This is a genomic window from Achromobacter spanius (assembly GCF_039673305.1).
GTDB lineage: Bacteria > Pseudomonadota > Gammaproteobacteria > Burkholderiales > Burkholderiaceae_B > Achromobacter > Achromobacter spanius_F.
This window is the reverse complement of the sequence record NZ_JBDJLJ010000026.1, coordinates 25,412-47,980: the sequence shown is the minus strand read 5'-3', so window position 1 is coordinate 47,980 and position 22,569 is coordinate 25,412. Positions and strand designations below refer to the sequence as shown.

The 22,569-nt window shown below is 68.0% G+C and carries 23 protein-coding genes; 12 read left to right on the top strand and 11 right to left on the bottom strand.

Annotated features, from left to right (window positions below):
• Positions 1-70 precede the first annotated feature (70 nt).
• Entirely contained in the window at positions 71-835 is a 765-nt protein-coding gene (locus tag ABE485_RS19425; RefSeq protein ID WP_346516900.1) for an IclR family transcriptional regulator, read from the top strand.
• On the opposite strand, the gene ABE485_RS19420 is transcribed toward ABE485_RS19425, so the two are convergent.
• Both ABE485_RS19420 and ABE485_RS19415 read right to left on the bottom strand, forming a co-directional pair.
• Complete coding sequence (locus tag ABE485_RS19420) at positions 744-2,390, bottom strand: FAD/NAD(P)-binding protein (protein WP_346516899.1); 1,647 nt, start codon at positions 2,388-2,390, stop codon at positions 744-746. The two genes, ABE485_RS19425 and ABE485_RS19420, sit on opposite strands and share 92 nt — an antisense overlap.
• Positions 2,390-3,358 carry a Bug family tripartite tricarboxylate transporter substrate binding protein gene (locus tag ABE485_RS19415; RefSeq protein ID WP_346516898.1) on the bottom strand — a complete coding sequence of 323 codons (969 nt, stop codon included), beginning with the start codon at positions 3,356-3,358 and terminating at the stop codon, positions 2,390-2,392. Before ABE485_RS19415 ends, ABE485_RS19420 begins: the two co-directional genes overlap by 1 nt.
• 313 nt (positions 3,359-3,671) lie before the next feature.
• Here ABE485_RS19415 and ABE485_RS19410 point away from each other — a divergent pair, with 313 nt between their 5' ends.
• From ABE485_RS19410 to ABE485_RS19390, 5 genes are read left to right on the top strand one after another with little or no spacing between them, the layout of a single operon-like run.
• A complete protein-coding gene (locus tag ABE485_RS19410) occupies positions 3,672-4,838 on the top strand; it encodes a CaiB/BaiF CoA transferase family protein (protein ID WP_346516897.1) in 1,167 nt (388 codons plus the stop codon).
• Complete coding sequence (locus ABE485_RS19405; protein ID WP_346516896.1) at positions 4,835-5,563, top strand: enoyl-CoA hydratase/isomerase family protein; 729 nt, start codon at positions 4,835-4,837, stop codon at positions 5,561-5,563. The genes ABE485_RS19410 and ABE485_RS19405 overlap by 4 nt, the downstream gene beginning before the upstream one ends.
• Positions 5,564-5,592: 29 nt before the next feature.
• Positions 5,593-6,426, top strand: a complete 834-nt coding sequence (locus ABE485_RS19400; protein WP_346516895.1) for a CoA transferase subunit A — start codon at positions 5,593-5,595, stop codon at positions 6,424-6,426.
• Positions 6,419-7,153: a CoA-transferase subunit beta gene (locus ABE485_RS19395; RefSeq protein ID WP_346516894.1), complete on the top strand. Its 735-nt coding sequence runs from the start codon at positions 6,419-6,421 to the stop codon at positions 7,151-7,153. The genes ABE485_RS19400 and ABE485_RS19395 overlap by 8 nt, the downstream gene beginning before the upstream one ends.
• Positions 7,154-7,201: 48 nt before the next feature.
• Positions 7,202-8,704 (top strand): class I adenylate-forming enzyme family protein, encoded by a 1,503-nt coding sequence (locus ABE485_RS19390; protein ID WP_346516893.1) that lies wholly within the window; start codon positions 7,202-7,204, stop codon positions 8,702-8,704.
• A 43-nt stretch (positions 8,705-8,747) separates the two neighbouring features.
• Here ABE485_RS19390 and ABE485_RS19385 read toward each other — a convergent pair whose 3' ends face one another.
• Together ABE485_RS19385 and ABE485_RS19380 are read right to left on the bottom strand one after the other, a co-directional pair.
• Entirely contained in the window at positions 8,748-9,719 is a 972-nt protein-coding gene (locus tag ABE485_RS19385; protein WP_346516892.1) for a Bug family tripartite tricarboxylate transporter substrate binding protein, read from the bottom strand.
• Positions 9,720-9,791: 72 nt separating this feature from the next.
• Positions 9,792-10,661: a fumarylacetoacetate hydrolase family protein gene (locus ABE485_RS19380; protein WP_346516891.1), complete on the bottom strand. Its 870-nt coding sequence runs from the start codon at positions 10,659-10,661 to the stop codon at positions 9,792-9,794.
• A gap of 191 nt (positions 10,662-10,852) precedes the next feature.
• On the opposite strand from ABE485_RS19380, the gene ABE485_RS19375 reads away from it, so the two are divergent.
• Positions 10,853-11,521 (top strand): FadR/GntR family transcriptional regulator, encoded by a 669-nt coding sequence (locus tag ABE485_RS19375; protein WP_346516890.1) that lies wholly within the window; start codon positions 10,853-10,855, stop codon positions 11,519-11,521.
• A gap of 18 nt (positions 11,522-11,539) precedes the next feature.
• Here ABE485_RS19375 and ABE485_RS19370 read toward each other — a convergent pair whose 3' ends face one another.
• Positions 11,540-12,427: a LysR family transcriptional regulator gene (locus ABE485_RS19370; protein WP_346516889.1), complete on the bottom strand. Its 888-nt coding sequence runs from the start codon at positions 12,425-12,427 to the stop codon at positions 11,540-11,542.
• 202 nt (positions 12,428-12,629) lie between these two features.
• Here ABE485_RS19370 and ABE485_RS19365 point away from each other — a divergent pair, with 202 nt between their 5' ends.
• The 3 genes from ABE485_RS19365 to ABE485_RS19355 are packed head-to-tail and all read left to right on the top strand — an operon-like array spanning position 12,630 to position 14,389.
• Entirely contained in the window at positions 12,630-13,109 is a 480-nt protein-coding gene (locus tag ABE485_RS19365) for a carboxymuconolactone decarboxylase family protein (protein ID WP_346516888.1), read from the top strand.
• 9 nt (positions 13,110-13,118) lie between these two features.
• Positions 13,119-13,874: an SDR family oxidoreductase gene (locus ABE485_RS19360; protein ID WP_346516887.1), complete on the top strand. Its 756-nt coding sequence runs from the start codon at positions 13,119-13,121 to the stop codon at positions 13,872-13,874.
• Between the two features lie 20 nt (positions 13,875-13,894).
• Positions 13,895-14,389, top strand: coding sequence for an Ohr family peroxiredoxin (locus ABE485_RS19355; protein ID WP_346516886.1), 495 nt, complete (start codon positions 13,895-13,897; stop codon positions 14,387-14,389).
• Positions 14,390-14,406: 17 nt separating this feature from the next.
• Here ABE485_RS19355 and ABE485_RS19350 read toward each other — a convergent pair whose 3' ends face one another.
• From ABE485_RS19350 to ABE485_RS19330, 5 genes are all read right to left on the bottom strand, one after another.
• The gene (locus ABE485_RS19350) at positions 14,407-15,411 is read right to left on the bottom strand and encodes a LysR family transcriptional regulator (RefSeq protein ID WP_346516885.1); all 1,005 of its coding nucleotides are present in this window, start codon (positions 15,409-15,411) and stop codon (positions 14,407-14,409) included.
• A gap of 148 nt (positions 15,412-15,559) precedes the next feature.
• The gene (locus ABE485_RS19345; protein ID WP_346516884.1) at positions 15,560-15,994 is read right to left on the bottom strand and encodes a cupin domain-containing protein; all 435 of its coding nucleotides are present in this window, start codon (positions 15,992-15,994) and stop codon (positions 15,560-15,562) included.
• 121 nt (positions 15,995-16,115) lie between these two features.
• Positions 16,116-16,994: an RNA polymerase sigma-70 factor gene (locus ABE485_RS19340; RefSeq protein WP_346516883.1), complete on the bottom strand. Its 879-nt coding sequence runs from the start codon at positions 16,992-16,994 to the stop codon at positions 16,116-16,118.
• Between the two features lie 108 nt (positions 16,995-17,102).
• Entirely contained in the window at positions 17,103-18,104 is a 1,002-nt protein-coding gene (locus tag ABE485_RS19335; RefSeq protein WP_346516882.1) for a bestrophin family protein, read from the bottom strand.
• 144 nt (positions 18,105-18,248) lie between these two features.
• Positions 18,249-19,289 carry a LacI family DNA-binding transcriptional regulator gene (locus ABE485_RS19330; protein WP_346516881.1) on the bottom strand — a complete coding sequence of 347 codons (1,041 nt, stop codon included), beginning with the start codon at positions 19,287-19,289 and terminating at the stop codon, positions 18,249-18,251.
• 200 nt (positions 19,290-19,489) lie between these two features.
• Between ABE485_RS19330 and ABE485_RS19325 the strand changes: the two genes are divergently transcribed.
• Both ABE485_RS19325 and gudD read left to right on the top strand, forming a co-directional pair.
• Complete coding sequence (locus tag ABE485_RS19325) at positions 19,490-20,461, top strand: Bug family tripartite tricarboxylate transporter substrate binding protein (RefSeq protein WP_346516880.1); 972 nt, start codon at positions 19,490-19,492, stop codon at positions 20,459-20,461.
• Positions 20,462-20,507: 46 nt separating this feature from the next.
• Positions 20,508-21,857 carry a glucarate dehydratase gene (gene gudD, locus ABE485_RS19320; protein ID WP_346516879.1) on the top strand — a complete coding sequence of 450 codons (1,350 nt, stop codon included), beginning with the start codon at positions 20,508-20,510 and terminating at the stop codon, positions 21,855-21,857.
• 28 nt (positions 21,858-21,885) lie between these two features.
• Here the strand turns inward: gudD and ABE485_RS19315 are convergent, their stop codons facing one another.
• On the bottom strand, positions 21,886-22,569 hold the full coding sequence (locus ABE485_RS19315) for a hypothetical protein (RefSeq protein WP_346516878.1): 684 nt from the start codon (positions 22,567-22,569) through the stop codon (positions 21,886-21,888).

Sequence of the window (22,569 nt, the reverse complement as noted above, 5' to 3'; positions counted from 1 at the left end):
CGGCGAAAGCGTTGTTCCCGCGCGGCGTCTCATGCTATGTTTCCGTCCTAAATATTAGGAAAAACGACGAATGGACAAGACGCTGCTCAAAGGCCTGATGGTGTTGGAGGCGGTGACCGATGTGGACAATCCGCCGCGCACGATCGATGCGCTGGCGGCCCGCGTCGGCCTGACCCGCAGCAATACGCACCGCACTTTGCAGACGCTGATCCACGCGGGCTACGTGATCAAGGACGACGACGGCGGCGGATACCGCGGCGCGGTGCGCCTGTTTGAACTGGCGGCGCGGCAACTGGCGCAGCTGGACGTGCGCAAGCTGGCCGCGCCCTTCATGCGCACGCTGGCGGACCAGACCGGCGAGACCGTGCATCTGTCGGTGCTCGACGGCTTTGACGTGGTCTATGTGGACAAGATCGACAGCCCGCAGCCCATCCGCGCGTATTCCATGGTGGGCGGGCGCGCGCCCGCCTATGCGGTGGCCACCGGCAAGGCCCTGCTGGCCTATCAGGCCGAAGGCTATGTCGAACGCTACGCGGACCAGATGGTCCGCCACACGCCGTCCACCATTGTCTCCATGCCGCTGCTCAAGGACGAACTGCGCAAAATCGCGCGCGCCGGCTACGCGGTCAATCGCGGCGAATGGCGCGAAGGGGTGGGCGGGCTGGCCGTGACCGTGTTCAACAGCCTGGACCAGCCCGTGGCGGCGGTCGGGATCTCCGGCCCGCTGGACCGCCTGAGCGCCGCTAGGATGAAGCAGCTGGCGCCGGACGTGGCGGCCTGTGCGCAGTCCATCTCGCAAGGGATGGGATATCGCCGGGGCTTTCTGGATCAATAGCGGCCGGGGCGGCAAGCGCCGTCGCGATGCGCGCCGCCTGGCCGTGCGCCAGTCGCGCATTGACATCCATGGACGTGGTCCAGAAATACGTGCCGCCCGCCAGGCTGCCCAGCACCGATACGCCCGGCTGCGCGTGGCCCTGGGCGTCCAGCAGGCAGCCGGTGCCGTAGTCCAGCGCCAGCCCGCCGTGCGGATCGGCGCGGGCGTGGCCCTCGCGTAGCAGCGCGGCCACCAGCGGATCCCGCGTGCGCGCCGCGTCCACCGAGAAGCTGGTGGCATTGATGAGGTAGCGGCTGGAATGCGTGGCCTCGCCGTCCGCCGTGCGCAGGCGCGTGCGGAATGCGCCGCTGCCCGCGTCATGCTCGCTGTCCACGTAGCCGGGTGCGACGCGCAACTGGCCCGTGCCGAGCAAGGCCTGCAGCTTCAGGGCGTTGCGCATCGGGAAGGTGGCGCGCCGCGCCATCCAGAGCGAGCGCCATTGCGACTGGAAGCGTCCGCGCTCGGCGTCCGGAAGCAGATGCCAGATCTGGTCCACCGCGGCGTTGGTGGCTGCCGCCACTGCCTGCCAGGGACGGCCCGCGGCCGCCGATCGTCGTATTTCTTCGTCCAGCGCCGTGCTTGCGTCGCCGTCTTGTCCGAAGACGTCCTCGTCGTCCAGCGACCCGCCCAGCGCCAGCACTTCGCCCTGCAAGGCTTCCCAGATGACCTCGAGCGACAGTGCGCCGCCGTGCCGGGCGGCGAGCAGCAGGGCGCCGTCGCGGCTTAATTGCCGCAGCATGTCGGGCGCGCGGTTGTGCGGGCTGCGCACCGACGGCAACCGGCCATTGCGCGATGCGCACAGAATGGGACCGCGATGGCCGGCCTGCTGCAGCGCCGCCACGGCGTCCACCGCGCTCAGGCTGGTGCCCACGATGCATACCGACGCGTCGGGGGCGATGCCGGCCACAAGTTCGGATACCGGATAGGGGCTGTTGAAATAGCCCGGCGCGCGCTCCAGCGCCGGAAAGGCCTGCGATGGCAGGTTGCCGTTGCACAGCACGGCGTGACGCGCCAGCACGGGCTCGCCGGATTCGGCTTCGATCCGCACGCGCCCGTCGGGCAGGGGCGCCACCCGGTGGACCCGGCCGGGCACGTGCGAAAGCGGGACGTCCAGCTTTTGCGCAAGCGCACGGCAGCGCGCGTAGACCGCGCGCATGTAGGCGCCGAAGAGCGGCCGCGGCAGGAAGTCAGCCGGATCGATCGCGGCCACGCCGTAGGCGGCCAGCATGGCGGGATCCTGTTCCCGCAGCCAGTCGACGAAATCGAGCCGCCGGTCGGCCCGCGCGGACATGTTGCCGGCGGGGATGTTGAGCAGGTTGCTGGGCAGGTCTTCCTGGTAGGCGCCGCCAGGCCCGGGTTCGCCCTGGGGCTCGTAAAGAAGGATGGCCGGCGGGCGCGCGATGGGCGCGGCGTCCAGCGCCAGCAGGAACTGGTAGAGGAAGCTGACGGCGACCGAGCCGCCGCCCACGATGGCCAGGTCCGTCGCGGCCGGCGGAAGATGCGGGCGCGGCGCCATTATTTTGCCGCCGACAGGCGCACCACGTCGGCCCAGCGCGCGACTTCCCGCTTGAGCATGGCGCTGGTGTCCGCGGGCGAGGTCGCGATCGCGTCGGCGCCGAGCTTCAGGGCGGCCTGCTGCACGGACTCCGTGGCGGCAGCCTTGCGCATGCCGGCCGACAGCTTGTCGACCACCGCCGGCGGCGTGCCGGCCGGCGCGAGCAGGGCGTAGGTGGTGGCGACGGAATAGTCCTTCACGCCCTGTTCTTTCAGGGTCGGCAGGTCGGGCAGGGCGGTTGCGCGCTCGGCGGTGGTGACGCCCAGCAGGCGGATCTTGCCGGTGGCCACCTGCGGCAGCAGCGCGGGCAGCGTTTCGATGACCATGTCGATCTGGCCGCCCAGGAGATCGGTGATGGCCGGACCGCTGCCCCGGTAGGGCACGTGCATGAGCCGCACGCCCGTGACCGCCTGGAACAGTTCGCCCGCCATGTGCTGGGAGGTGCCGGGGCCGGCCGACCCGAAGGTGATGGATCCCGGCTTGCTCTTGGCCAGCGCGATGAGTTCCTGCACGTTCTTCGCGGGGATCTTGCTGCTGTTCACGGCCACCGCCATCGGCATGCTGGTGGCCATCGATACGCCGACGAAGGCCGTGCCGAAGTCGTAGCCCGGCTTGTCGGGCATGGCTGCATGGATCGCGTGGCTGCCCACCGCGCCCATCAGCAGCGTGTAGCCGTCGGCGGGGGACTTGGCGACGAATTCCGCGCCGATTTCTCCGCCAGCGCCGGCCTTGTTCTCCACGACCACGCTCTGCCCCAGGAAGTCGCCCAGGTGCTGCGCATAGATGCGCGCGGCGGCATCCGTGGCGCCGCCGGGCGGGAAGGGCACCACCATGCGCACGGGTTTCGCGGGCCAGCTGTCGGCCGCGGCGGGGGTGGACGCCAGCGCCAGCACGGCACTGGCCAGGGCAATACGCCACAACGTTCTCATGCAAGTCTCCTCGGTGGGTGCGGGCCGGCATGCGGGGGGCGGACCCGCGGGTTGCGGGGCGACTGGGCCGCTGCGGTCCTTTTTATAAATCCTAAAAAATAGGATTTGAATTTCAATAAATGGTTTACGTAGAATTCCACACGGTGATATGCTGGTCAACAATTAACCGTTCGACCTAGGGATTGCACTAGGATTTGCGGGGAAACTGGCGCGTTTGGCAGAGATTGGCGTGGATGATGCCACCGCATCCGCGCCCCGCCTTATAATATTTTTTGAATCCCAAATATTGAATTTTCATAACGAGAGGTCAGACATGACACCCAGTTCGGCGCTTGCCGGCATCACGGTGCTGGAGATTTGCAACGTCGCGGCGGGACCCTTTTGCGGCATGTTGTTGGCGGACATGGGCGCCGACGTGATCAAGGTCGAGAACCCGGAAGGCGGCGATACGCTGCGCAGCTGGCCGCCCATTTCCAACGGCTACAGCGAAAACTTCGCTTCGCTCAACCGCAACAAGCGGTCCGTTACGCTGAACCTGAAAGACCCGGGCGACCTGGCCCTGGCGCGCGAGCTGGCGCTGACCGCGGACGTGCTGATCGAGAACAACCGGCCCGGGGTGATGGACCGCCTGGGCCTGGGCTACGTGCAGCTGCGCGAAGCCAATCCCAAGCTGGTCTATTGCTCGATATCGGCCTATGGGCAATCGGGTCCGCGATCCCAGGAAGGCGGCTTCGACCTCACCATCCAGGCCATGAGCGGCATCATGAGCGTCACGGGCGAGGCCGGCGGCGAACCCGTCAAGTGCGGCGTGCCGGTGGCGGATTTTTCGGCCGGCCTGTACGGCGCCTTCGCCATCGCGTCGGCGCTGCGCGCGGCCCAGGCCAGCGGACAGGGCACGCACATCGACGTGCCGATGCTGGGCGCCACGCTGGGCATAGCGGCCCTGCAAACGTCGGAGTTCTTCGGCAGCGGCAAGGATCCGGTCAAGCTCGGGTCCGCGCATCCGCGCAACGCGCCCTACCAGGCCTTCCGCTGCAAGGGCGGCTACTTCGGCATGGCGGCGGGCAACCAGGCCTTGTGGAAGAGCGTGTGCGCGACGGTGGGCCGCGACGACCTGCTGGCCGATCCGCGCTTCACCGACACCAGCGCCCGGGCGCGCAACCAGGGCGCCCTGCGCGACATCCTGGAAGCGATCTTCGCCGAGGACGACGCGCAGGCCTGGCTGGAACGGTTCCGCGCGGCAGGCGTGCCGTGCGCGCCGATCAACACCTATTCCGAAGTGCTGGCCGATCCGCAGGTGGAGCACATGGGCTGGGTGCAACCGGTCGAGCTGCCCAACGGCGTGCAGACGCGCACCTTCGGCCTGCCGGTGCGCTTTGACGGAGAAACCACCGCGCTGCGCCGCCGGCCTCCTGCGCTGGGCGAGCACAACGACGAAGTGCTGGGCGCGCTGCGCGCCGCCGGCAAGGGGGCGGCATGAGCGGCGTCCTGCGTGTCGAACGGCAAGGGGAAGGCGCCCGCCACGTGCTGACGCTGGCGCGTCCCGAGAAGATGAATGCGCTGTCGGCGGATCTGGTCGAGGCCCTGATCGCGGCGCTGGACCAGGCCGAGGCGCAGGGCGCCAAGGTGGTCGTCCTGCAGGGCGAAGGCAGGAACTTCAGCGCCGGCTTCGATTTCGGCGACTGGCAGGCGCAGAGCGAGGGCGATCTGCTGCTGCGCTTCGTGCGCATCGAAACCCTGCTGCAGCGGCTGGCGGCTTCCCCGTGCCTGACGGTGGCGCTGGCGCACGGCCGCAATTTCGGCGCGGGCGTGGATGTGTTCGGCGCCTGCAAGTGGCGTGTCGGCGCGCCGGACGCCACGTTCCGCATGCCGGGCCTGAAATTCGGGCTGGTGCTGGGCACACGGCGCTTTGCGTCGCTGGTGGGGGCCGAACGCGCCCGCGCCATCCTTGAACAGGCCGCGACCTTCAGCGCCGAAGACGCGCTGCGCGACGGATTCGCCAGCCGGCTCGCCGCGCAGCCCGAATGGCCGCGGATCTTGGGCGAGGCGCTGGAGACCGCGTCCGCGCTGACGGACGCGAGCCGTGCGCAGCTGTATGCCACGCTGTCGCAGGAGGCGCCGGAAGCGGACATGGCGCGCCTGGTGCGATCCGCATCGGCGCCCGGGCTCAAAGACCGCGTCGCGGCATATCTGCAGGCGCGCTAGGCGCGCCCCATGGAGCAGGGAGGAAGACAATGGCTTCAGGATTCAACCAAAAGAACAAGCAGTGCTCGCTGCGGGAACTGGCCGCGCTGGTGCCGAACGGCGCGTCGATCGCGCTGGGCGGCAGCTTCTTGCACCGCGGACCTTTCGCCTTCGTGCGCGAACTGATCCGCCAGGAAAAGCGCGACCTGGAACTGGTCAAGCAATCGCCCGGATATGACGTGGACATCCTGTGCCGCGCCGGCGTGCTGCGCCGCGTGCGCGCGGGCATCGTCGCCATGGAGGGCAATTTCGGCCTGGCGCCGTGGTACCGGCGCGCGGTGGAGCGCCGCGAGATCGAACTGGAAGAACACGCGTGCGCCAGCCTGACGGCGGGCCTGCGCGCGGCGGCCTTCGGCGTGCCGTTCCAGCCCTGCGGCGGGCTGCACGGCAGCGGCCTGCCGGAACTGAACGGCTGGAAGTGCCTGGACGATCCCTACGGCAGCGGCCAGAAGACCTGGGTGGTGCCGGCGATCCGGCCGGACTTCGCGGTGATCCAGGCCTCCGAGGTGGATGCGCAAGGCAACGTGCGCGTGCATGGCACGGCGCATTGGGACCGCATCATGTCGCGCGCGGCGGGTAGCGTGCTGGTGGTGGCCGAGAAAGTGGTCGACACCGCGGTGTTCGAGGCCCAGCCGGAATCCACGCTGGTGCCGTATTTCATGGTGCAGGCGTTTGCCGTCGTGCCGCAAGGCGCATGGCCGGGCTCGTGCTGGCCGGAGTACGCCATCGACTATCCGGCGGTGGAGGCCTACATGGACAAGAACAGCGATCTGCGGGCGCACATGGCCGCGGCGCCCGAAGCGCGGGAGGGGAATCATGGCTGAGCAATGGTCGGGCTTTTCGTACATCGTCACCAATCTGGCGCGCTTCATCCGCCCGGACGAGATCACCTTCAGCGGCGTGAATTCCACCATGCCGATGCTGGCCTGCCTGCTGGCCAAGCGCGCATACGATTGGGACTTCGTCTACATCAACGTGGCGGGGGGCGTCGATCCGCGGCCCTCGCACATCCCGATTTCCAGCTCGGACCCGGTGCTGGCCGAACACACGGCGTCGATCTTCGCCAACGAAGACTTCTACGACCTGTGCACCCGCGGCCGCATGGACCTGACCTTCCTGGGCGCCGCGCAGATCGACGGCGCCGGCTGCGCCAACAATTCCTGCATCGGCGACTGGCATGAGCCCAAGGTGCGGCTGCCCGGCGGGGGCGGCGGCGCCGTGATGCTGCCCACGGCCCGGCGCGCCTGCACCTGGCGCACCGAGCATTCGCGCCGCACCTTCGTGCCCAAGCTGGACTTCATGACCTCCTGGGGCGGTTTCCATGGGGTGGTTACGCCGATCGCGGTGTTCGTCAAGCGCGACGGACGGCTGGCGCTGCAATCCTGGCACCCGGAATCCAGCCTGTCGGAAGTGCGCGAGCGCACGGGCTTCGAGTTCGACGCCGCCGGCGCCGGGCCGACAGAACCGCCGACCGCCGAAGAGGTCCGCGCCCTGCGCGAACTGGACCCCGACGGGCAGTTCGAACGCGACGCCGCCGTTGCGCTGCGCTAGCGCCGGCTTACTGAACCGAGCCTTGCACGGGCCCAGGGGGAGAGACTCATGACGATTGCCGATGCCACGGTCGTGGCGGCGTTTGCGCGCTTGTGGAGCCAGCCCGGATGGGCGGCGCGTCCCGCCATTGCGACCGCGGAGGAAACGTTGACCTACGCGGATCTGCATCGCCGCGTGGGACAGGTCGCGGGCGGCCTGCGCGCCGCAGGCGTCGCACCGGGCGATTATGTGGGCGTGGCGATGGAGCGCTCGCTGGCGCAGGTCTTGGCCATTTTGGGCGCGATGGCGGCGGGGGCTTGCCCGTGTCCGCTGGAGCCGCGCCTGTCGGTCGAAGAGACCGCGCGGCGCGTGGCGGCCGTGGGCCTGGCGTGGATGCTGTTCGATGAGGTCAGCGCGCCCGGCGCCAAGGCTTGCGGCCTGCCCGCGGCGCGCTTGTTGCAGGCAGCGGCGATCGGCCGCGCCGCGCCGGATTGGGCCGGGGCCGACGTGGCGTCCATGGCGCCCATGGCGCCGGGACTGCTGCTGTTCACGTCGGGCAGCACGGGCAATCCCAAGGGTGTGCTGCTGAGCCACCAGGGCCTGGCGAACAACGCGCGCGGCGTGCTGGCGCATACGGGCCTGACGCACGCGGACCGCCTGCTGCACGTCATGCCGCTGCATCACACCAATGCGCTGAACAACCAGATCTTCGCGCCGCTCCTGGCCGGCGCAAGCGTGGCGCTTGCGGGCAGGTTCCGCGCGGAGGACATGCCCGGCCTGCTGGCGGCGTTCCGGCCCACCATCATCACCGGCGTGCCCACGATGTACGCACGCATGCTGGAGCTGCCGTTCGATCCTGCCAGCCTGGCAGGCTTGCGCTTCGCGCGCTGCGGTTCGGCCCCCATCACCGAGGCCCTGCACCGGCGCATCGAGGCCTTCCTCGGTTGCCCGCTGGTGGTGTCCTATGGCCTGTCGGAGGCCACCTGCACGTCGACCATGAATCCGCCCGCCGCGCGCCGCGTGGGCACCGTGGGCACGGTGCTGGGCGGACAGGACGTCAGCCTGCGCCTGCCGGACGGCAGCCGGGCCACGCCGGGCGCCGAGGGCGAGATCTGCATCGCGGGGGACAGCCTGATGCTGGGCTACCTGGGCGTGGACAGCGCCGACGGCGACGCGCCGCAGCTGTTGCGCACGGGCGACCTGGGACGCTTCGACGACGAGGGCTACCTCACCATCACGGGCCGCATCAAGGACGTGATCATCCGGGGCGGCGAGAATATTTCGCCGGCGCTGATCGAAGGCGTCGTGACGGGCTTGCCCGGCGTGGCGGCGTGCTGCGTGGTGGGTGCGCCGGACGAAGACCTGGGCGAGGCGCCGGTGATCTTCGTGCAGCGCAACGGCGAGTCCGGCGCGCAGGTCCCGGACATCCAGGCCGAGGTGCTGGCGCGCCTGGGCCGGATCTACGTGCCGCGCGAGGTCCATTGGATAGACCGGCTGCCCGAGAACGCCGTGGGCAAGGTGGACCGCAAGGTCCTGGCGCGGCAGTCGGCGGCGAGGGAAACGGTGCAGTGAGGGGAAGGCGCGGCGCCTTCCCCGCCTTGCGCCGCGAGTCGGTTTATTCGACCTTGCCGATCCGCTTGACGGCCACTTCGAGCGACGCCGAATCCTTTTTCCAGTAGTCGTCGAAAGCCGGCGCGTCCAGGTATTGCACGGGACTGCCGGTGCCGGCGATGCGGGCCTGGACGGTCGGGTCGTTCGCGATTTCCTTGACGGCCTGGCGCAGCCTGTCGATGACCGCCGGCGGGGTGCCGGCCAGCGCGAAGACGCCGGACCACTGCACGAAGCTGATGTCGTAGCCCTGCGAACTGAGCGAGGGCGCCTGCGGCAGGCTGTCGAGCTTGCCGTCGCCCCAATGGGCCAGCGCCCGGACGCGGCCGCCCTGGATCAGCTGCATGACGCTCGACGGGCCGGTGGCCAAGGCGTCGACCTGGCCGCCCACCAGCGCCTGCACCGCCGGACCGGCGCCCGTGAAGGGTACGTGCATCATCTTGAAGCCGGCGGCGTTCTGCAGCATTTCCATCGGCACGTGCATCGTGCCGTAGATGCCGGAGCTGCCGTAGCTGAGCTTGCCGCCTTGTTTCCTGGCGGCGTCGATGAATTCCTGCAGGGTCTTGTAGGGCGCGTCCGCGCGCACCACCAGCACGGTCGGATCGGCCGTGATCCGGGCGATCGGCACGAACTGGTCCAGCTGATAGGCCGGCTTGCGCTCCAGCAGGCGGTCCGCCGCCGGCAGGATGGAAATCGACGACAGGCTCATTAGCAACGTGTAGCCGTCGGGCTTGGCGCGGCCCGCCTGGCCGATGCCGATGGCGCCGCCGGCGCCGCCCTTGTTCTCGATGACGATGGGCTGGCCCAGCTTGTCGCCCAGGGCCTGCGCGAGCGGGCGGGCGATGGTGTCGGCGACGCCTCCGGGCGGGAAGGGCACGACCATGGTGACGGGACGTTCGGGATAGCCGGCGGCCATGGCGCCTGCCGTTCCGATCCACAGCAAGGCCGCCGCGGCCGCCTGTTTGCAGCGCAGATTCATGTCTCACTCCTGTTTACGGTGTTAGGTGCCGCGTCGCGCCGGTTTCTATGCCCGGTCGCGTTTCCTGAAGCTTCAGACGAACCGGTTCTCGATCCTCCCGATGCCGTCGATCTCGATCCGCACGGTGTCCCCGCTCTTGAGGAATTGCGGCGGATTGAGTCCCTGGCCCACGCCGGCGGGGGTGCCGGTGGCGATGACGTCGCCCGGGTACAGCGTGATGCCGCGCGAGCAGGTCTCGATCAGGGTGGGGATGTCGAAGATCAGGTCTTCGGTGTTGCCGTCCTGGCGCAGCTCGCCATTCACCCAGCAGCGCACGCGGGTTTTTTGGCCATCCAGCTCGTCGGCCGTCACCAGCCAGGGGCCCATGGGGCAGAAGGTGTCGAAGGATTTGCCCAGATCCCATTGCTGGTGGCGCATCTGCACGTCGCGCGCGGTGACGTCGTTGACCACCGTGTAGCCGGCGACGTGGCTCATCGCTTCGGCGCGGGAGATGTTGCGGCCGCCCTTGCCGATCACCACGGCCAGCTCGGCTTCGTAGTCGATCTTGTCGGAAATGCCTTGAGGCAGCAGCACGTCGGCCCATGGGCCCACCACGGTCTGCGGCACCTTGGTGAATACGATGGGCCACGATTCCGGGTTGGCGTCGTTGTCCTTGAAGACGGAATCGCGCAGTTCCTTGGCGTGGGCGTGATAGTTGCGCCCGACGCAGAACAGGTTGCGCTGCTGCGCGGGCAGGGGCGCCTCGTGCTCAACCTGGTCCCAGCGATAGGCGGGACCGGTCTGGGCGGGCAGGGCCCGGCCGTCGGCCAGCCATTGCACCGCCGTCAGCGCGCCCGCCGCCGCCAGTTCCGGCGGGAAGTTCAGGGCGGTCACCGTCGCGCCGTCGGCGGACACGACGCCGACGCGGCGCGCGCCATCGATTCGAAATACCGCAATCTTCATGCTTGCTCCCACGGCGGCCGCGGCCGCCATTGATGACATACCAAAAAATACCAATTAGACGAAATGATCGGCCCAATTGAGCGGCAGGATAAACCAAAATACGCCAGAAGCGAATAGCTTCTGCGTCAATCTGCTGTCCTGGATTGGACTGATTTGGTATCATTCCGGCGCGAATCAATCCGGGAGTCCCCATGGACAAAGCCTCCGCCATGCGGGCGGTCATCATCGAGAACCTGCAGACCGGCATCTGGCCGGCGGGCCATCGCCTGCCGACCGAGCGCGCGCTGGGCGAGCAGTTCGGCCTGAGCCGTTCGACCGTGCGGCGCACCTTGTCGCAACTGAAGGACGAAGGCCTGATCTCGCAGCGCGTGGGCAGCGGCACCTACGCCAGCCCGCCGTCCACGCTGGCGCAGGCTGAAGGCCTGCTGCGCGGGGAGGTGTCGGCCACCAGCCCGGCCGAGCTGATGGCCGCGCGCATGGTGCTGGAGCCGGCCATCGCCGCGCTGGTGGTGCAGCACGGCACGCCCGCCGATTTCGCCGCCATGCAGAACGCCTGCGACGAAGCCGAGGCCGCCACCAGCTTTGAGGCGTTCGAGGTGTGGGACGCGAAACTGCATGAACTGATGGCCACGGCCACCCACAATCTCTTCATCGAAAAGGTGTTTGCGCTGATGACGGCGGCGCGGCAGCAGGCGACGTGGGGCGCCCTCAAACGCAAGAGCCTTACGCCGGAAAGGCGGGCGGCCTATCAGGCCGAACATCGCGAGATCGTCGACGCCCTGCGCGACCGCGACGCCGACCGCGCCATGGCGGCCGTGCGGCGGCACCTGCTGCACGTCCGGGACAATCTGCTGGGTTAGCCGGCGCGCTGTCCCGCGTCAGTTGACGTGCAGGTGGCGCTGCAGCGTATCCAGGAACGCCTTGGCGCGGGCGGGCGTGACGCGGTTGTCGGACAGTGCGTATAGGGTTGCCGGCGGCAGTTTCCACGCCGGCAATATCTGCTCCAGGGCAAGCTCGCGCAGCGTCTGGGACATCGCCTGGTGGCTGGGCATCCAGGCGATGCCCAGCCCCGCCGTGGCGAGCTGCACGCCCAGCGCCGAACTGTTGGTGCCGATGTGCGTGGGGCCGTTCACGTTGAGCAGGTTGTCGCCTTCGCCCAGGGTCCAGTCCGGCAGGTCGCCGGTGATGATGCGTTCGTGCAGGCCCAGGTCCTCGGGGCAGGTGGGGCGTCCGTGGCGGTCCAGGTAGCTGCGGGCCGCCACGAGTATCCACTGCACCTGAGCCACGTGCTTCTGGATCAGCGGGGAGTCTTCCAGTTCGCCCGTCCGCAGCAGCAGGTCGAACTGATGGCCGTTGCGGCCGGTGTCGGCCGTGCCCAGTTCCACTTCGAATGAGATCTGCGGGTGGGTCTCGCGCAGCTCCTTGAGCACTGCCGGCAGCACCGTGGTCAGGCCGGGCATGACCGACACGCGCAGGGTGCCGGCCACGAGGTTCAGGCTGGCGTTGATGATCTCGTGCGCAGACAAGGCGCCTTCGACGTGCGCCGCGCATTCGTCGAAATACTGCTGGCCGATCGCCGTCAGGCTGATCCTGCGCGTCGTGCGGTTGAGCAGCTTGTATCCCAGTGTCTGCTCGAGCTGCGTCAGGCGCCGCGACAGCGTGGCCACGGGAATGCCGAGTTCCGCGGCGGTCGCGGACAGCTTGCCGCGCTTGGCGACCTCCACGAAGTAGTGGATGTCCTGCATTGAGATATCGTTTCTGTTCATGGTGTGTTCCGGGCGCGAGCCGTCTGTGCAGCGTATTTTCATTCCGTTGGCGCCGGACGATTGTTGCCATTGCGGCAACATCATGGTCCCTGGTCCGGGGCTACTGCCGCCGCCGCCGCAGGCCTACGATTTGGGCGTTGTCCAAACAAACGCCGCACCCGCTTCCACCCTGCCGGGCCGCGCCAACCACCTAGGAGTCACCATGAGTCAACGCCTGAATGCTTTCGCCCAGTCGCCCGAACTGTTCAAGAAGTTTGTCGAATTCGGCATGCTGCTCAAGTCCGGCACGATCGAGCAGTCGATCCTGGGCCTGATCGAAATCCGCGCGTCGCAGATCAACGGCTGCGGCTTCTGCCTCGACATGCACGTCAAGCAGGCCAAGATCGCGGGCGAGCGCGAACTGCGCCTGCACCATGTCGCCATCTGGCGCGAATCCACCCTGTTCTCGCCGCGCGAGCGCGCCTGCCTGGCCTGGACCGAGGCGCTGACCACGCTGGGCGTCCACGGCGTGCCCGATGAGGTGTACGAGCGCGTGCGCGGCGAGCTGTCCGAAAAGGAAATCTCGGACCTCAGCTTCGCGGTCATGGCGATCAATGGCTGGAACCGCCTGAACGTGGGCTTTCGCACCGTCCCCGGCTCGGCCGACAAGGCCTACGGGCTGGACAAGGCGCAATTCAACTAAGGAACCATCATGAAGATCCTCGTCATCGGCGGCACGGGCCTGATCGGCTCCAAGCTCGTCAAACTGCTTATCGAACGCGGCCATGAGGCCATTGCCGCCTCCCCCGCCACGGGCGTGAACACGATCACGGGCGAAGGCCTGGATGCCGCGCTGGCCGGCGTGCACACGGTGGTCGATGTCGCCAACTCGCCGTCCTTCGAAGACAAGGCCGTGCTTGAATTCTTCCAGACCTCCGGGCGCAATCTGCTGGCGGCCGAGGCCCGCGCCGGCGTGCGCCATCACGTCGCGCTGTCGGTGGTCGGCACCCGCCGCCTGGCGGAAAGCGGGTACTTCCGCGGCAAGATCGTCCAGGAAGACCTGATCGAGGCTGCCGGCATCCCATACACCATCGTGCACAGCACGCAGTTCTTCGAATTCCTGGGCGGCATCGTGCAGTCCGGCGCGCAGGGCGACGAAGTGCGCCTGTCGTCCGCCTATGTGCAGCCGATTGCGTCGGACGACGTGGCCCTGGCCATGGCCGACGCCACGCTGGGCGCGCCGGTCAACGGCATCGTGGAAATCGCGGGTCCGGAGAAGGTGCGGCTGTCGGAACTGGTCCAGCGCTACATGGGTAAAATCGGGGACACCCGCAGCGTGAAGGCGGACGCCGGCGTGCGCTATTTCGGCGCGCTGCTCGACGACGATACGCTGGTGCCCGGATCCGGTCCCCGCCTGGGCAAGATCGACTTCGAAACGTGGTTCAGCCGTTCGGGCGCAAGAAAGTAGCGGCGGGCACAAGGACCTACATGAGCAAACTGCGGCCTCCTCCCCAAAGCCTCCTGGACAAATACCGGGGCGGGGACTTCCGTCCCCTGTACACCACCAGCGTGACGGTGCGCGGCGGGGAGGCCGCGCATGGACGTGCGTCCGGCATCGCCATCTCGGATGACGGCGAACTGCTGGTGGAACTGCGCCTGCCGGTGGAACTGGGCGGCACGGGCGGGGGCACGAACCCCGAACAACTGTTCGCGGCCGGCTACGCGGCGTGTTTTCACGGTGCGCTCAGCATGCTGGCCGAACGGTCCGGCCTCTCCATTCCCGACGCGTCGGTCACAGCCACGATCTCGTTCGGGCGCGACCCGGTCGACGGCCTGTTCGCCTTGACCGCCGACGTCAACATCCACCTGCCCGGCCTGGACAAGGCCGTGGCCGAGGAACTGGTGCGCAACACCGAGCGCCTGTGCCCGTATTCCAAGATGGCCCAGGGCGGCATCGAAAGCGTGGTGGCGCTGACCCAGTAGCGGTTCCTGCCCGCGGGTCATGCCTGTTTGGGCAGCAGGCTGTCCAGAATCTGCAGGTCGAGCGCGCGGATGCCGTCGGTCATGTAGTCGATGAACACGCGCATGCGCGCCGGCAGGTGCTGGCGGCTGAGAAAGCACAGGTAATGCCCGCGGTCGTCGGGGGCGTACTGGGGCAGGCAGGCCACCAGCGTGCCGGCCCGCAGGTGATCGCAGACCTGGTAGGCGGCCATCTGCGCGAGGCCGTGGCCGTCCAGGACAGATTGCAGGACCAGGTCGGCGTCATTGAACGTCAGCATGGCGGGCGGCGCGACCTTGCGCAGGTGCCCGGCCACCTTGAATTCCCATTCGAAGACGCGGCCCGACGCCAGCTTGAAATTCACGCAGCCGTGGTCGGCGATGTCGTCGACGCTGGCCGGCAGGCCATGCGCGGCGGCATAGGCCGGCGAGGCGCACAGCATCATCTGCATCGGAATGATCTTTTTCGCGATCACCTGGCTGTCTTCCATGCGGCCGTTGCGGAACGACACGTCGACGCGGTCGGTGGTGAAGTCGGTGGGGCCGTCGTCGAGCAGCAGTTCCACCGAGATGCCCGGATTGGCCTCGCGGAATCCCTTCAGCAGGGGCGCGACCACCTTGCGCCCAAAGCCCACGGTGGCGCACACGCGCAACTGGCCCGACGGCGGCCCCTCGCGCAGTTCCCGCATGTCGTCCAGGGCCTGGATGATCCGCTCGACGCCGGGGTGGCACTGTTCGTAGAAGCGCTGGCCTTCGGGCGTCAGCGAGGTGTTGCGCGTGGTGCGCACGAAGAGCCGGGTGCCGAGCTGGTCTTCCAGTTTCTGCACGCTGCGGCTGACGGCCGAGCGGCCGATGCCCAGGCGGTCGCCGGCCTTGGCGAAGTTGCCTTCCGCGGCGACGGCGATGAACGCCATGACGCCGGCGTAGCTGGTGGCGAAGCTGTCGGCCAGGGAGTCCGGCTCGCTGGAAGACGGGGTGACCGGGGGGGCAGGGTAGGGTGTCGACATGGTGGCGGCGCCGCAAGTGGGTTGATCCTACTGCTAAGACGGCGGGCCCGGCAATCTTGTGACATCGGACGCAAAAAAAAACGGCCTTCCGCAAGGAAGGCCTGTTTCGGGCCGGGGGCGGCGGGCTGGCGCCGGCCCTGGCCGTCCCCTATTTGACGGGCGTCAGCGCGGGAGCCCCCTGTTTCTTGATCAGGACGACCAGGAACTTGGCCGGCTTGGTCTGGCTGGCGTTGCGGCCCACGGTGTGGATGTCGTCCGGGCCTTCATAGAAGGTCTGCCCCGGCGTGAGCGTCACTTCCTTGCCGCCCTTGACCTGCATGACGATGGTGCCTTCCAGCACGTAGACGAAACCGTAGGCGTCGTGGCGATGGATGGGGTCGGCCGCGCCGGGCGGATAGTCGACGATGAGCATCAGGGCGTCCTTGCCGGGAATGTCCGGCAGGGCTTTGGTCATCAGCTCGGTGACGATGGGATCGGCCGGCGCGGCGGTGGCCGATCCATGATGGGACGCGGCCCAGGCGGGCTGGCCGAGCAGCGCCGCGGCGGCGATAAAGGGTAATCCGAACTTCGTGGTCTTCGACATGGCCTGTCCTTGGCAGAGTGGCGACAGGTCCATCGTAGGAGCATGGGCGGCGCACCGGTAGATCCGCGCAGGGGATCACGGTGTTGCCCGCCACGCACCAAAGCGGCGCGCAGGGCCGGCTTCAGCCTTCGGCCAAAGCGGCGGCGATGCGCGCGAGCTTGTCCGGATTGCGCTGCACCAGCACCCGGGTCAGGCGTTCGCCGTCTGTTTCATAGGACTGCACGGATTCAAGCGCGCCGTCGATGAAGCGCAGCAAGGTCCATTGCCCGTTCACCTGCACCACTTCCACGCGCAGCGTGTCGCGAAAGCGCCGCTTGCCGGCGTAGAACAGCTGGGCCAGGCGCTTGCCGCCGACCAGGCTGGCAAACGCGGTGACCTTGTCGCCGCCGTCGCCGATGAGTTCGGCGTCGTCGCTCAGGAGGGCGTGCAAGCCGTGGAAGTCGCTGCGCTGCATGGCATCGGCGAAGGCCAGCAGCAGGCGCTGCAGCGTGGCACGCGGCACGGCCTGGCGCGGCGTGCCCTGGCGCAGTTGCCGCCTGGCGCGCAGCACGAGCTGGCGGCACGCGGCCTGGGTCTTGTCGAGCGTGAGCGCGATGTCTTCGTAGTCGGCATCGAACACCTCGCGCATCAGGAAGGCCGCGCGCGCGTCGGGCGACAGGCTTTCCAGCATGAACAGGAAGGCCACCGAGACATCGTCGGCCATTTCGTGGATCTGTTCCGGCGTGGATGGCGCCGCCATCAGCATCGGTTCGGGCAGCCAGACGCCCACGTAGTTGGCCCGTTCGGCCTTGGCGGCGCGCAGCCGGTCGATCGCCAGGCGCGTGGTGGCCGTGACCAGCCAGGCCTCGGCGTTCTGGACGGCGGCGCGGTCGGCGCCATGCCACCGCAGCCACGCTTCCTGCACTACGTCTTCCGCCTCGGCGACTGCGCCCAGCATGCGGTAGGCGATGGCGTAGAGGCGGGGGCGGTGCTGGTCGAAGGCGAGGACGGAGTCGGTCATGGAAGGGGCCAACGCCGGGAGGGAGGGGGCGCAAGGCAGGGTATTTTGCCGCAGCGGCATGGCGGCGACAAGCGCCCCGTCCCTTGCTTGCGACCGGGGCCGGGCGGCCTACAGCGCGATGATCTGGACAGGCAGCTCCGGCAGGTCGGCGCGGCCCTGCATCTGTTCCAGTTCCCGTTCTATCGATGCGCTCAGGCGGCTGATCGGCACATCGTTGGCGCTGCCCTCGAAAGGATTCTCGGTGCTTTCACCCACCTGTTCCAGCGAGGTGTAGATCCACGAGATGATCACGCTGAACGGAACGGCCAGCCAAACCATGTGATGCTGCATGAAGCCGCCAACGCCCTGGCCGATCTGGTCGAATTGCGCCGTCAGGCCAAACGGCAGCGCCACGCAGAAGGAACGCACGAACAGGGTGTTGATGATGGCGTACTGGCGCGGATACGGGAAATTCTTGATGCGTTCGGCCTGACCCTGCAGGTCCAGGAGGTCACGGATGCGGCTGTTGAACTCGGCGTACTCCGATGCGCTGATGGCGCCGTCGTCGAGCAGGTCCCTGGCCGCGCGTCCCTGCATGGCGAGCAATTGTGCGGTCTTGCTCTCGGCTTGCATCAGTGCCGGCATCTCGTGCGGCGGCAGGTGGCGGGACAGCGCGGATTCCAGGGATTCGCCGCGTTCGGGAATCACATATCGCTTCTGGTATTCGGCGTTCGGACGGCTTGCCGCGTTTTCCCAGACGCGGACCTCGCGCAACTGGTAGCGCAGCGCCGTCAGCCAGGCCAAATGCCGGTTGACCAGCGCCGCGCTGCGGGCGGCGTCGCCCACATAGGCACCGCAGATCATGCCCCAGTAGCGGCTCGCGCTGACAATGCCCATCCATATCTTCTGCGCCTCGACCGTACGCGCGTAGGTCTGCACATTCTTGAAGCCGACCACGAAGGTGGTGGCCGTCCCGAGCAGGGACACGACAGACAAAGGCAGCGTCAGCCATTTCATGCCCGCCACCTGATACAGGAGCACGGGCGCGAGGCTCAGCGCGAAGAGGCCATAGATGTTCCTGCGGGTCCATACGACGAACTCGCGCAAGCGATAGGATTTCCCCAGATGCATGATGTCTGTCCTCCGCCGTCAGGCGACAAGCCGGCGCGCGGCTCCGATGCCGGCCATGCGAGCCGTCAGGACAAATCGTAGGGATTCCGCTTTCCGGCCGGTAGGCCTGTGCGAGGACGCACGGTGTTGTCCGGGCGACAACAATCACGCGCTTTCGCGCGTCACGATCCGAAAGCCGATCTCCACCACCGGCTGCGGGGGGCGCTCGCCGTTGGCGCGCAGCGCGATCATCTCGGCGGCCTGCGCGCCGATGGCGGCGCCGTCCACGTGCACCGACGTGATGGCGGGCGACATGGATGCCGCGATATCCATGTCGCCAAAGCCCATCACCGCCAGTTGCCGCGGCACGTCCAGGCCTTGCGCGGCGGCCTCGGTGAGGACGCCGGCCGCCATCAGGTCCGAGCTGCAGAACACGGCGTCGATGCCCTGGCCCGAGCGCTGCAGGGCGCGCAGGCCTTCGCGGCCCTGCGCGTGCGTGGTCGGCGCGGGCATGTAGTGCACCAGCGGTTCGGGCAGGCCGGCTTGAACGGCGGCGCGCACCAGGCTTTCGGCCCGCAGCCGGGCGCGGTGGTCGTCGCCGCTCAGTACAGCCTGGCGCGTCTTGCCGGCCGCCTGCAGGTACTGGCTGACCGCCGCGCCGATCGCGTCGTGCGAGAGGCTGAGCAGCATGTCGACGGGCGCGTCGGTCGTGTCCCAGGTTTCGACGATGGGGATGCCCGACGCCTTCAGCAACTGCCTGCCCTGCGGGGAGTGCATGACGCCGGTCAGCACGATGCCGTCGGGACGGCGTCCGATGATGGCGCGCAGCAGTGCGTCTTCGCGAGGGGAGTCGTAGCCGCTCTGGCCGACCATCAACTGGAAGCCGCGAGCTTCGAGCGAGCGCGTCAGTTCGGTGATCATGCCGCCGAACAGCGAGCCGGCGATCGAGGGCACCAGCACCATCACCAGATTGCTGCGCGACAGCCGCAGGCTGCCGGCCATCAGGTTGGGCACGTAGCCGAGTGCCCGGATGGCCGCGGTGACCTTGTCCAGCGTGGCGGGCGACACCTGCTGCGGGGTGTTGATTGCGCGCGAGACGGTGATCATCGAAACGCCGGCCGCCTGCGCCACTTCGCGCACGGTGACGGCGGCCCGTTCGGGAGAACGGGCGGAGGAATCGGCAGACGGGGAGGAAGACGCGCGCATCGAGACAGGAAATGGTGGATAAGGCGGGCAATTATCAAGCCTAACCTCCGGCCCCGGTTTTGCGGGCTGGAACCGATCAGGGTTTCTCCGGATGGCGCCTGCACGAATCGTCGAAATATTCTAGAAAAACTGAAATGTTAACGTTAACAATAAAAATGGTAACGTTAACGTGAAAAATAGAACCTAAACCGGAGACAGTAATGACGAGCAATGCGCGCAAGTGGATTCTTGGGTTGAGCCTGATGGCGGCGGCGGGCGTGGCAAACGCCTGGCCGGACAAGGCCGTCACCGTCGTGGTGCCGTTCCCGCCGGGCGGCGCCACCGATTCGGTCGCGCGCGCCCTGGCCAACAAGCTGGGCGAACAGCTCAAGCAGTCCTTCGTCGTGGAGAACAAGGCGGGCGCCACCGGCACCATCGGCGCGTCGCAGGTGGCCCGCGCCGCGCCGGACGGCTACACCCTGATGGTGACCTCGCTGGCCCCGCTGGTCGTGGCGCCCCACCTGATGAAGGGCATCACCTACGACCCGGCCAAGGATTTCACGTACCTGACCGTGGCCGTGCAGACGCCCAATGTCCTGGTGGTCAGCCCGCAACTGGCGTCCAAGGTCAACAGCGTCCAGGATGTGCTTGCCCTGCTGAAGTCCAAGCCCGGCGCGATCAGCTTCGCGACCTCCGGCGCGGGATCTTCCGATCACCTGACCGCCGAGCTCTTCTGGCAGAAGACGGGCACCAAGGGCCTGCACGTGCCCTACAAGGGCGGTGCGCCGGCCATCTCCGATCTGCTGGGCAACCAGGTCGACATGTCCTTCCAGAACGTGAACGCCGTGCTGCCGCACATCAAGTCCGGCAAGCTCAAGGCCATCGCGGTCACGGGTTCCAAGCGTTCGCCGGTCCTGCCCGACGTGCCCACGTTTGCCGAGGTCTCGGTGCCGGGCGTCGACGTCTATGCCTGGCAGGCCGTCGTGGCGCCGAAGAACCTGCCCGCCGACGTGCGCGACAAGCTGTCCGCATCCCTGACGGCCGCGCTGAAGGATCCGGCGCTCAGCAAGCCTTTCACCGACATCGGTCTTGAGGTGGTGGCGAATTCTCCCGAAGCCTTCACCAAGTTCCAGCAGCAGGAAAGCACCCGCTGGAAGCAGGTCATCGAGACCGGCGGCATTTCCGTGCAATGACGCAACGCGCCCGGCCGCCCCGGCCGGGCTATTTCAAGAAGCAAACATGACTCTTCACGCTACCCAAGCCGCCCGCCAGACGCCCACGATCACCGAGATGCGCGTCGTGCCCGTCGCGGGGCAGGACTCCATGCTGCTCAACCTGAGCGGCGCGCATGCCCCCTGGTTCACGCGCAATCTCGTCATCCTGACCGACAGCGCGGGCAATACCGGCGTGGGCGAAGTCCCGGGCGGCGAAAAGATCCGCGCCACGCTCGAGGACGCCCGCGCGCTCATCGTGGGCAGCTCCATCGGCAACTACCAGCACACGCTCAACCAGATGCGGCAGGCATTCGCCAGCCTGGACAGCGCCGGCCGCGGCGCGCAGACCTTCGACCTGCGCGTGGCCATCCATGCCGTGACCGCGGCGGAGTCCGCGCTGCTGGACCTGCTGGGCCAGTACCTGGGCGTTCCCGTCGCCGCGCTGCTGGGCGAGGGCGTGCAGCGCACGTCCGTGCAGATGCTGGGTTACCTCTTTTATGTGGGCGACTCGGCGCAGACGCCGCTGCCTTACGCCAAGGCGCCCGAGGCCGACGGCTGGCTGCGCGTGCGGCACGAAAAGGCGATGACGCCCGAGGCCATCGTCCGGCTGGCCGAGGCCGCGTACGACCGCTACGGATTCCAGGACTTCAAGCTCAAGGGCGGCGCACTGCGCGGCGAAGAAGAAGTCGAGGCCATCCGGGCGCTGCACGAACGGTTTCCCGAGGCCCGCATTACGCTCGACCCGAATGGCGGATGGCTGCTCAAGGATGCGGTGCGCCTGTGCCGCGACCTGCATGGCGTGATGGCCTACGCCGAAGACCCCTGCGGCGCCGAAGGCGTGTTCTCGGGACGCGAGGTCATGGCGGAATTCCGCCGGGCCACCGGCCTGCCCACCGCCACCAACATGGTCGCCACCGACTGGCGCGAGATGGCGCACGCGCTGTCGCTGCAATCGGTCGACATCCCGCTGGCCGATCCGCATTTCTGGACCCTGCAGGGGTCGGTGCGCGTGGCGCAGACCTGCCAGGCGTTCGGCCTGACCTGGGGCTCTCACTCCAACAACCATTTCGACGTGTCGCTGGCGATGTTCACGCACGTGGGCGCGGCCGCGCCGGGCAAGGTCACCGCGATCGACACGCACTGGATCTGGCAGGACGGCCAGCACCTGACGCGCAATCCGCTGCAGATCCGCAACGGCTACATCGACCTGCCGCAGACCGGCGGGCTGGGCATCGAGCTGGACATGGACGCCGTCGAAAAGGCCCACCAGCTGTACCTGCAGCACGGCCTGGGCGCGCGCGACGACGCCATCGCCATGCAATACCTGATCCCGGGCTGGAAGTTCGACAACAAGCGGCCCTGCATGGTGCGCTGACCCCGCCTGCGGGGGGCGCGGAGGAAACTCAGGCTACCTCCGCGGCTTCGCAGGTGTGGGACAGGCAGTACACGTCGGACCATGCGGCGGCTTCCCCCGCGAAGTCGCGCATCTGCGCGGCATTCAGGATTTCGCCGTCGCAGGCCGTGACCGCGTTGATCGCGTAGCCGTTGACGATGTAGATCCAGTCGGCCGCGCGGTCCATGCCGCCCCGGATGTTCTGCTCGGTGGTGGCCGCCATCCGCGGCGTGTCCGTCACCAGCAGGTGCGCGCCCGAGAGCCCGGGCTGCGCGGCCGCGCTCTCGGCATGCGCCTTCAGGCAGGCCCGCAAATCCGCTTCCGATCCCGGCCGGGGAGACAGGCGCAGGGTCAGGACGTACCGCGACAGCGCGCCGCCGACGCTCTCCAGCACGTGGCACTGGCTGCGGATCATGTTGCGATGCTGCGGCATGAGCTTCGTGGACCAGGGCGTCGGCGCATTGAGCCGGTTCAGGTAGCCGGGCGACACCAGGGTCGCGTACGACTCCAGTTCGTACATGACGAAAAAGCCTTCGCCGCCCCGCGCGCTGGTCCAGCGCGAACCGCGCCGGAATCCGGGCACCCCCATGCGTTCCGGAAAGTGCTCATGGGTGTGCCAGTCCTCGAACTCCGCGCGCCAGCCCGGCGAAATGTCCCACCACATCGCAATGGCGGCCTTTCCAAGGATCGCCAT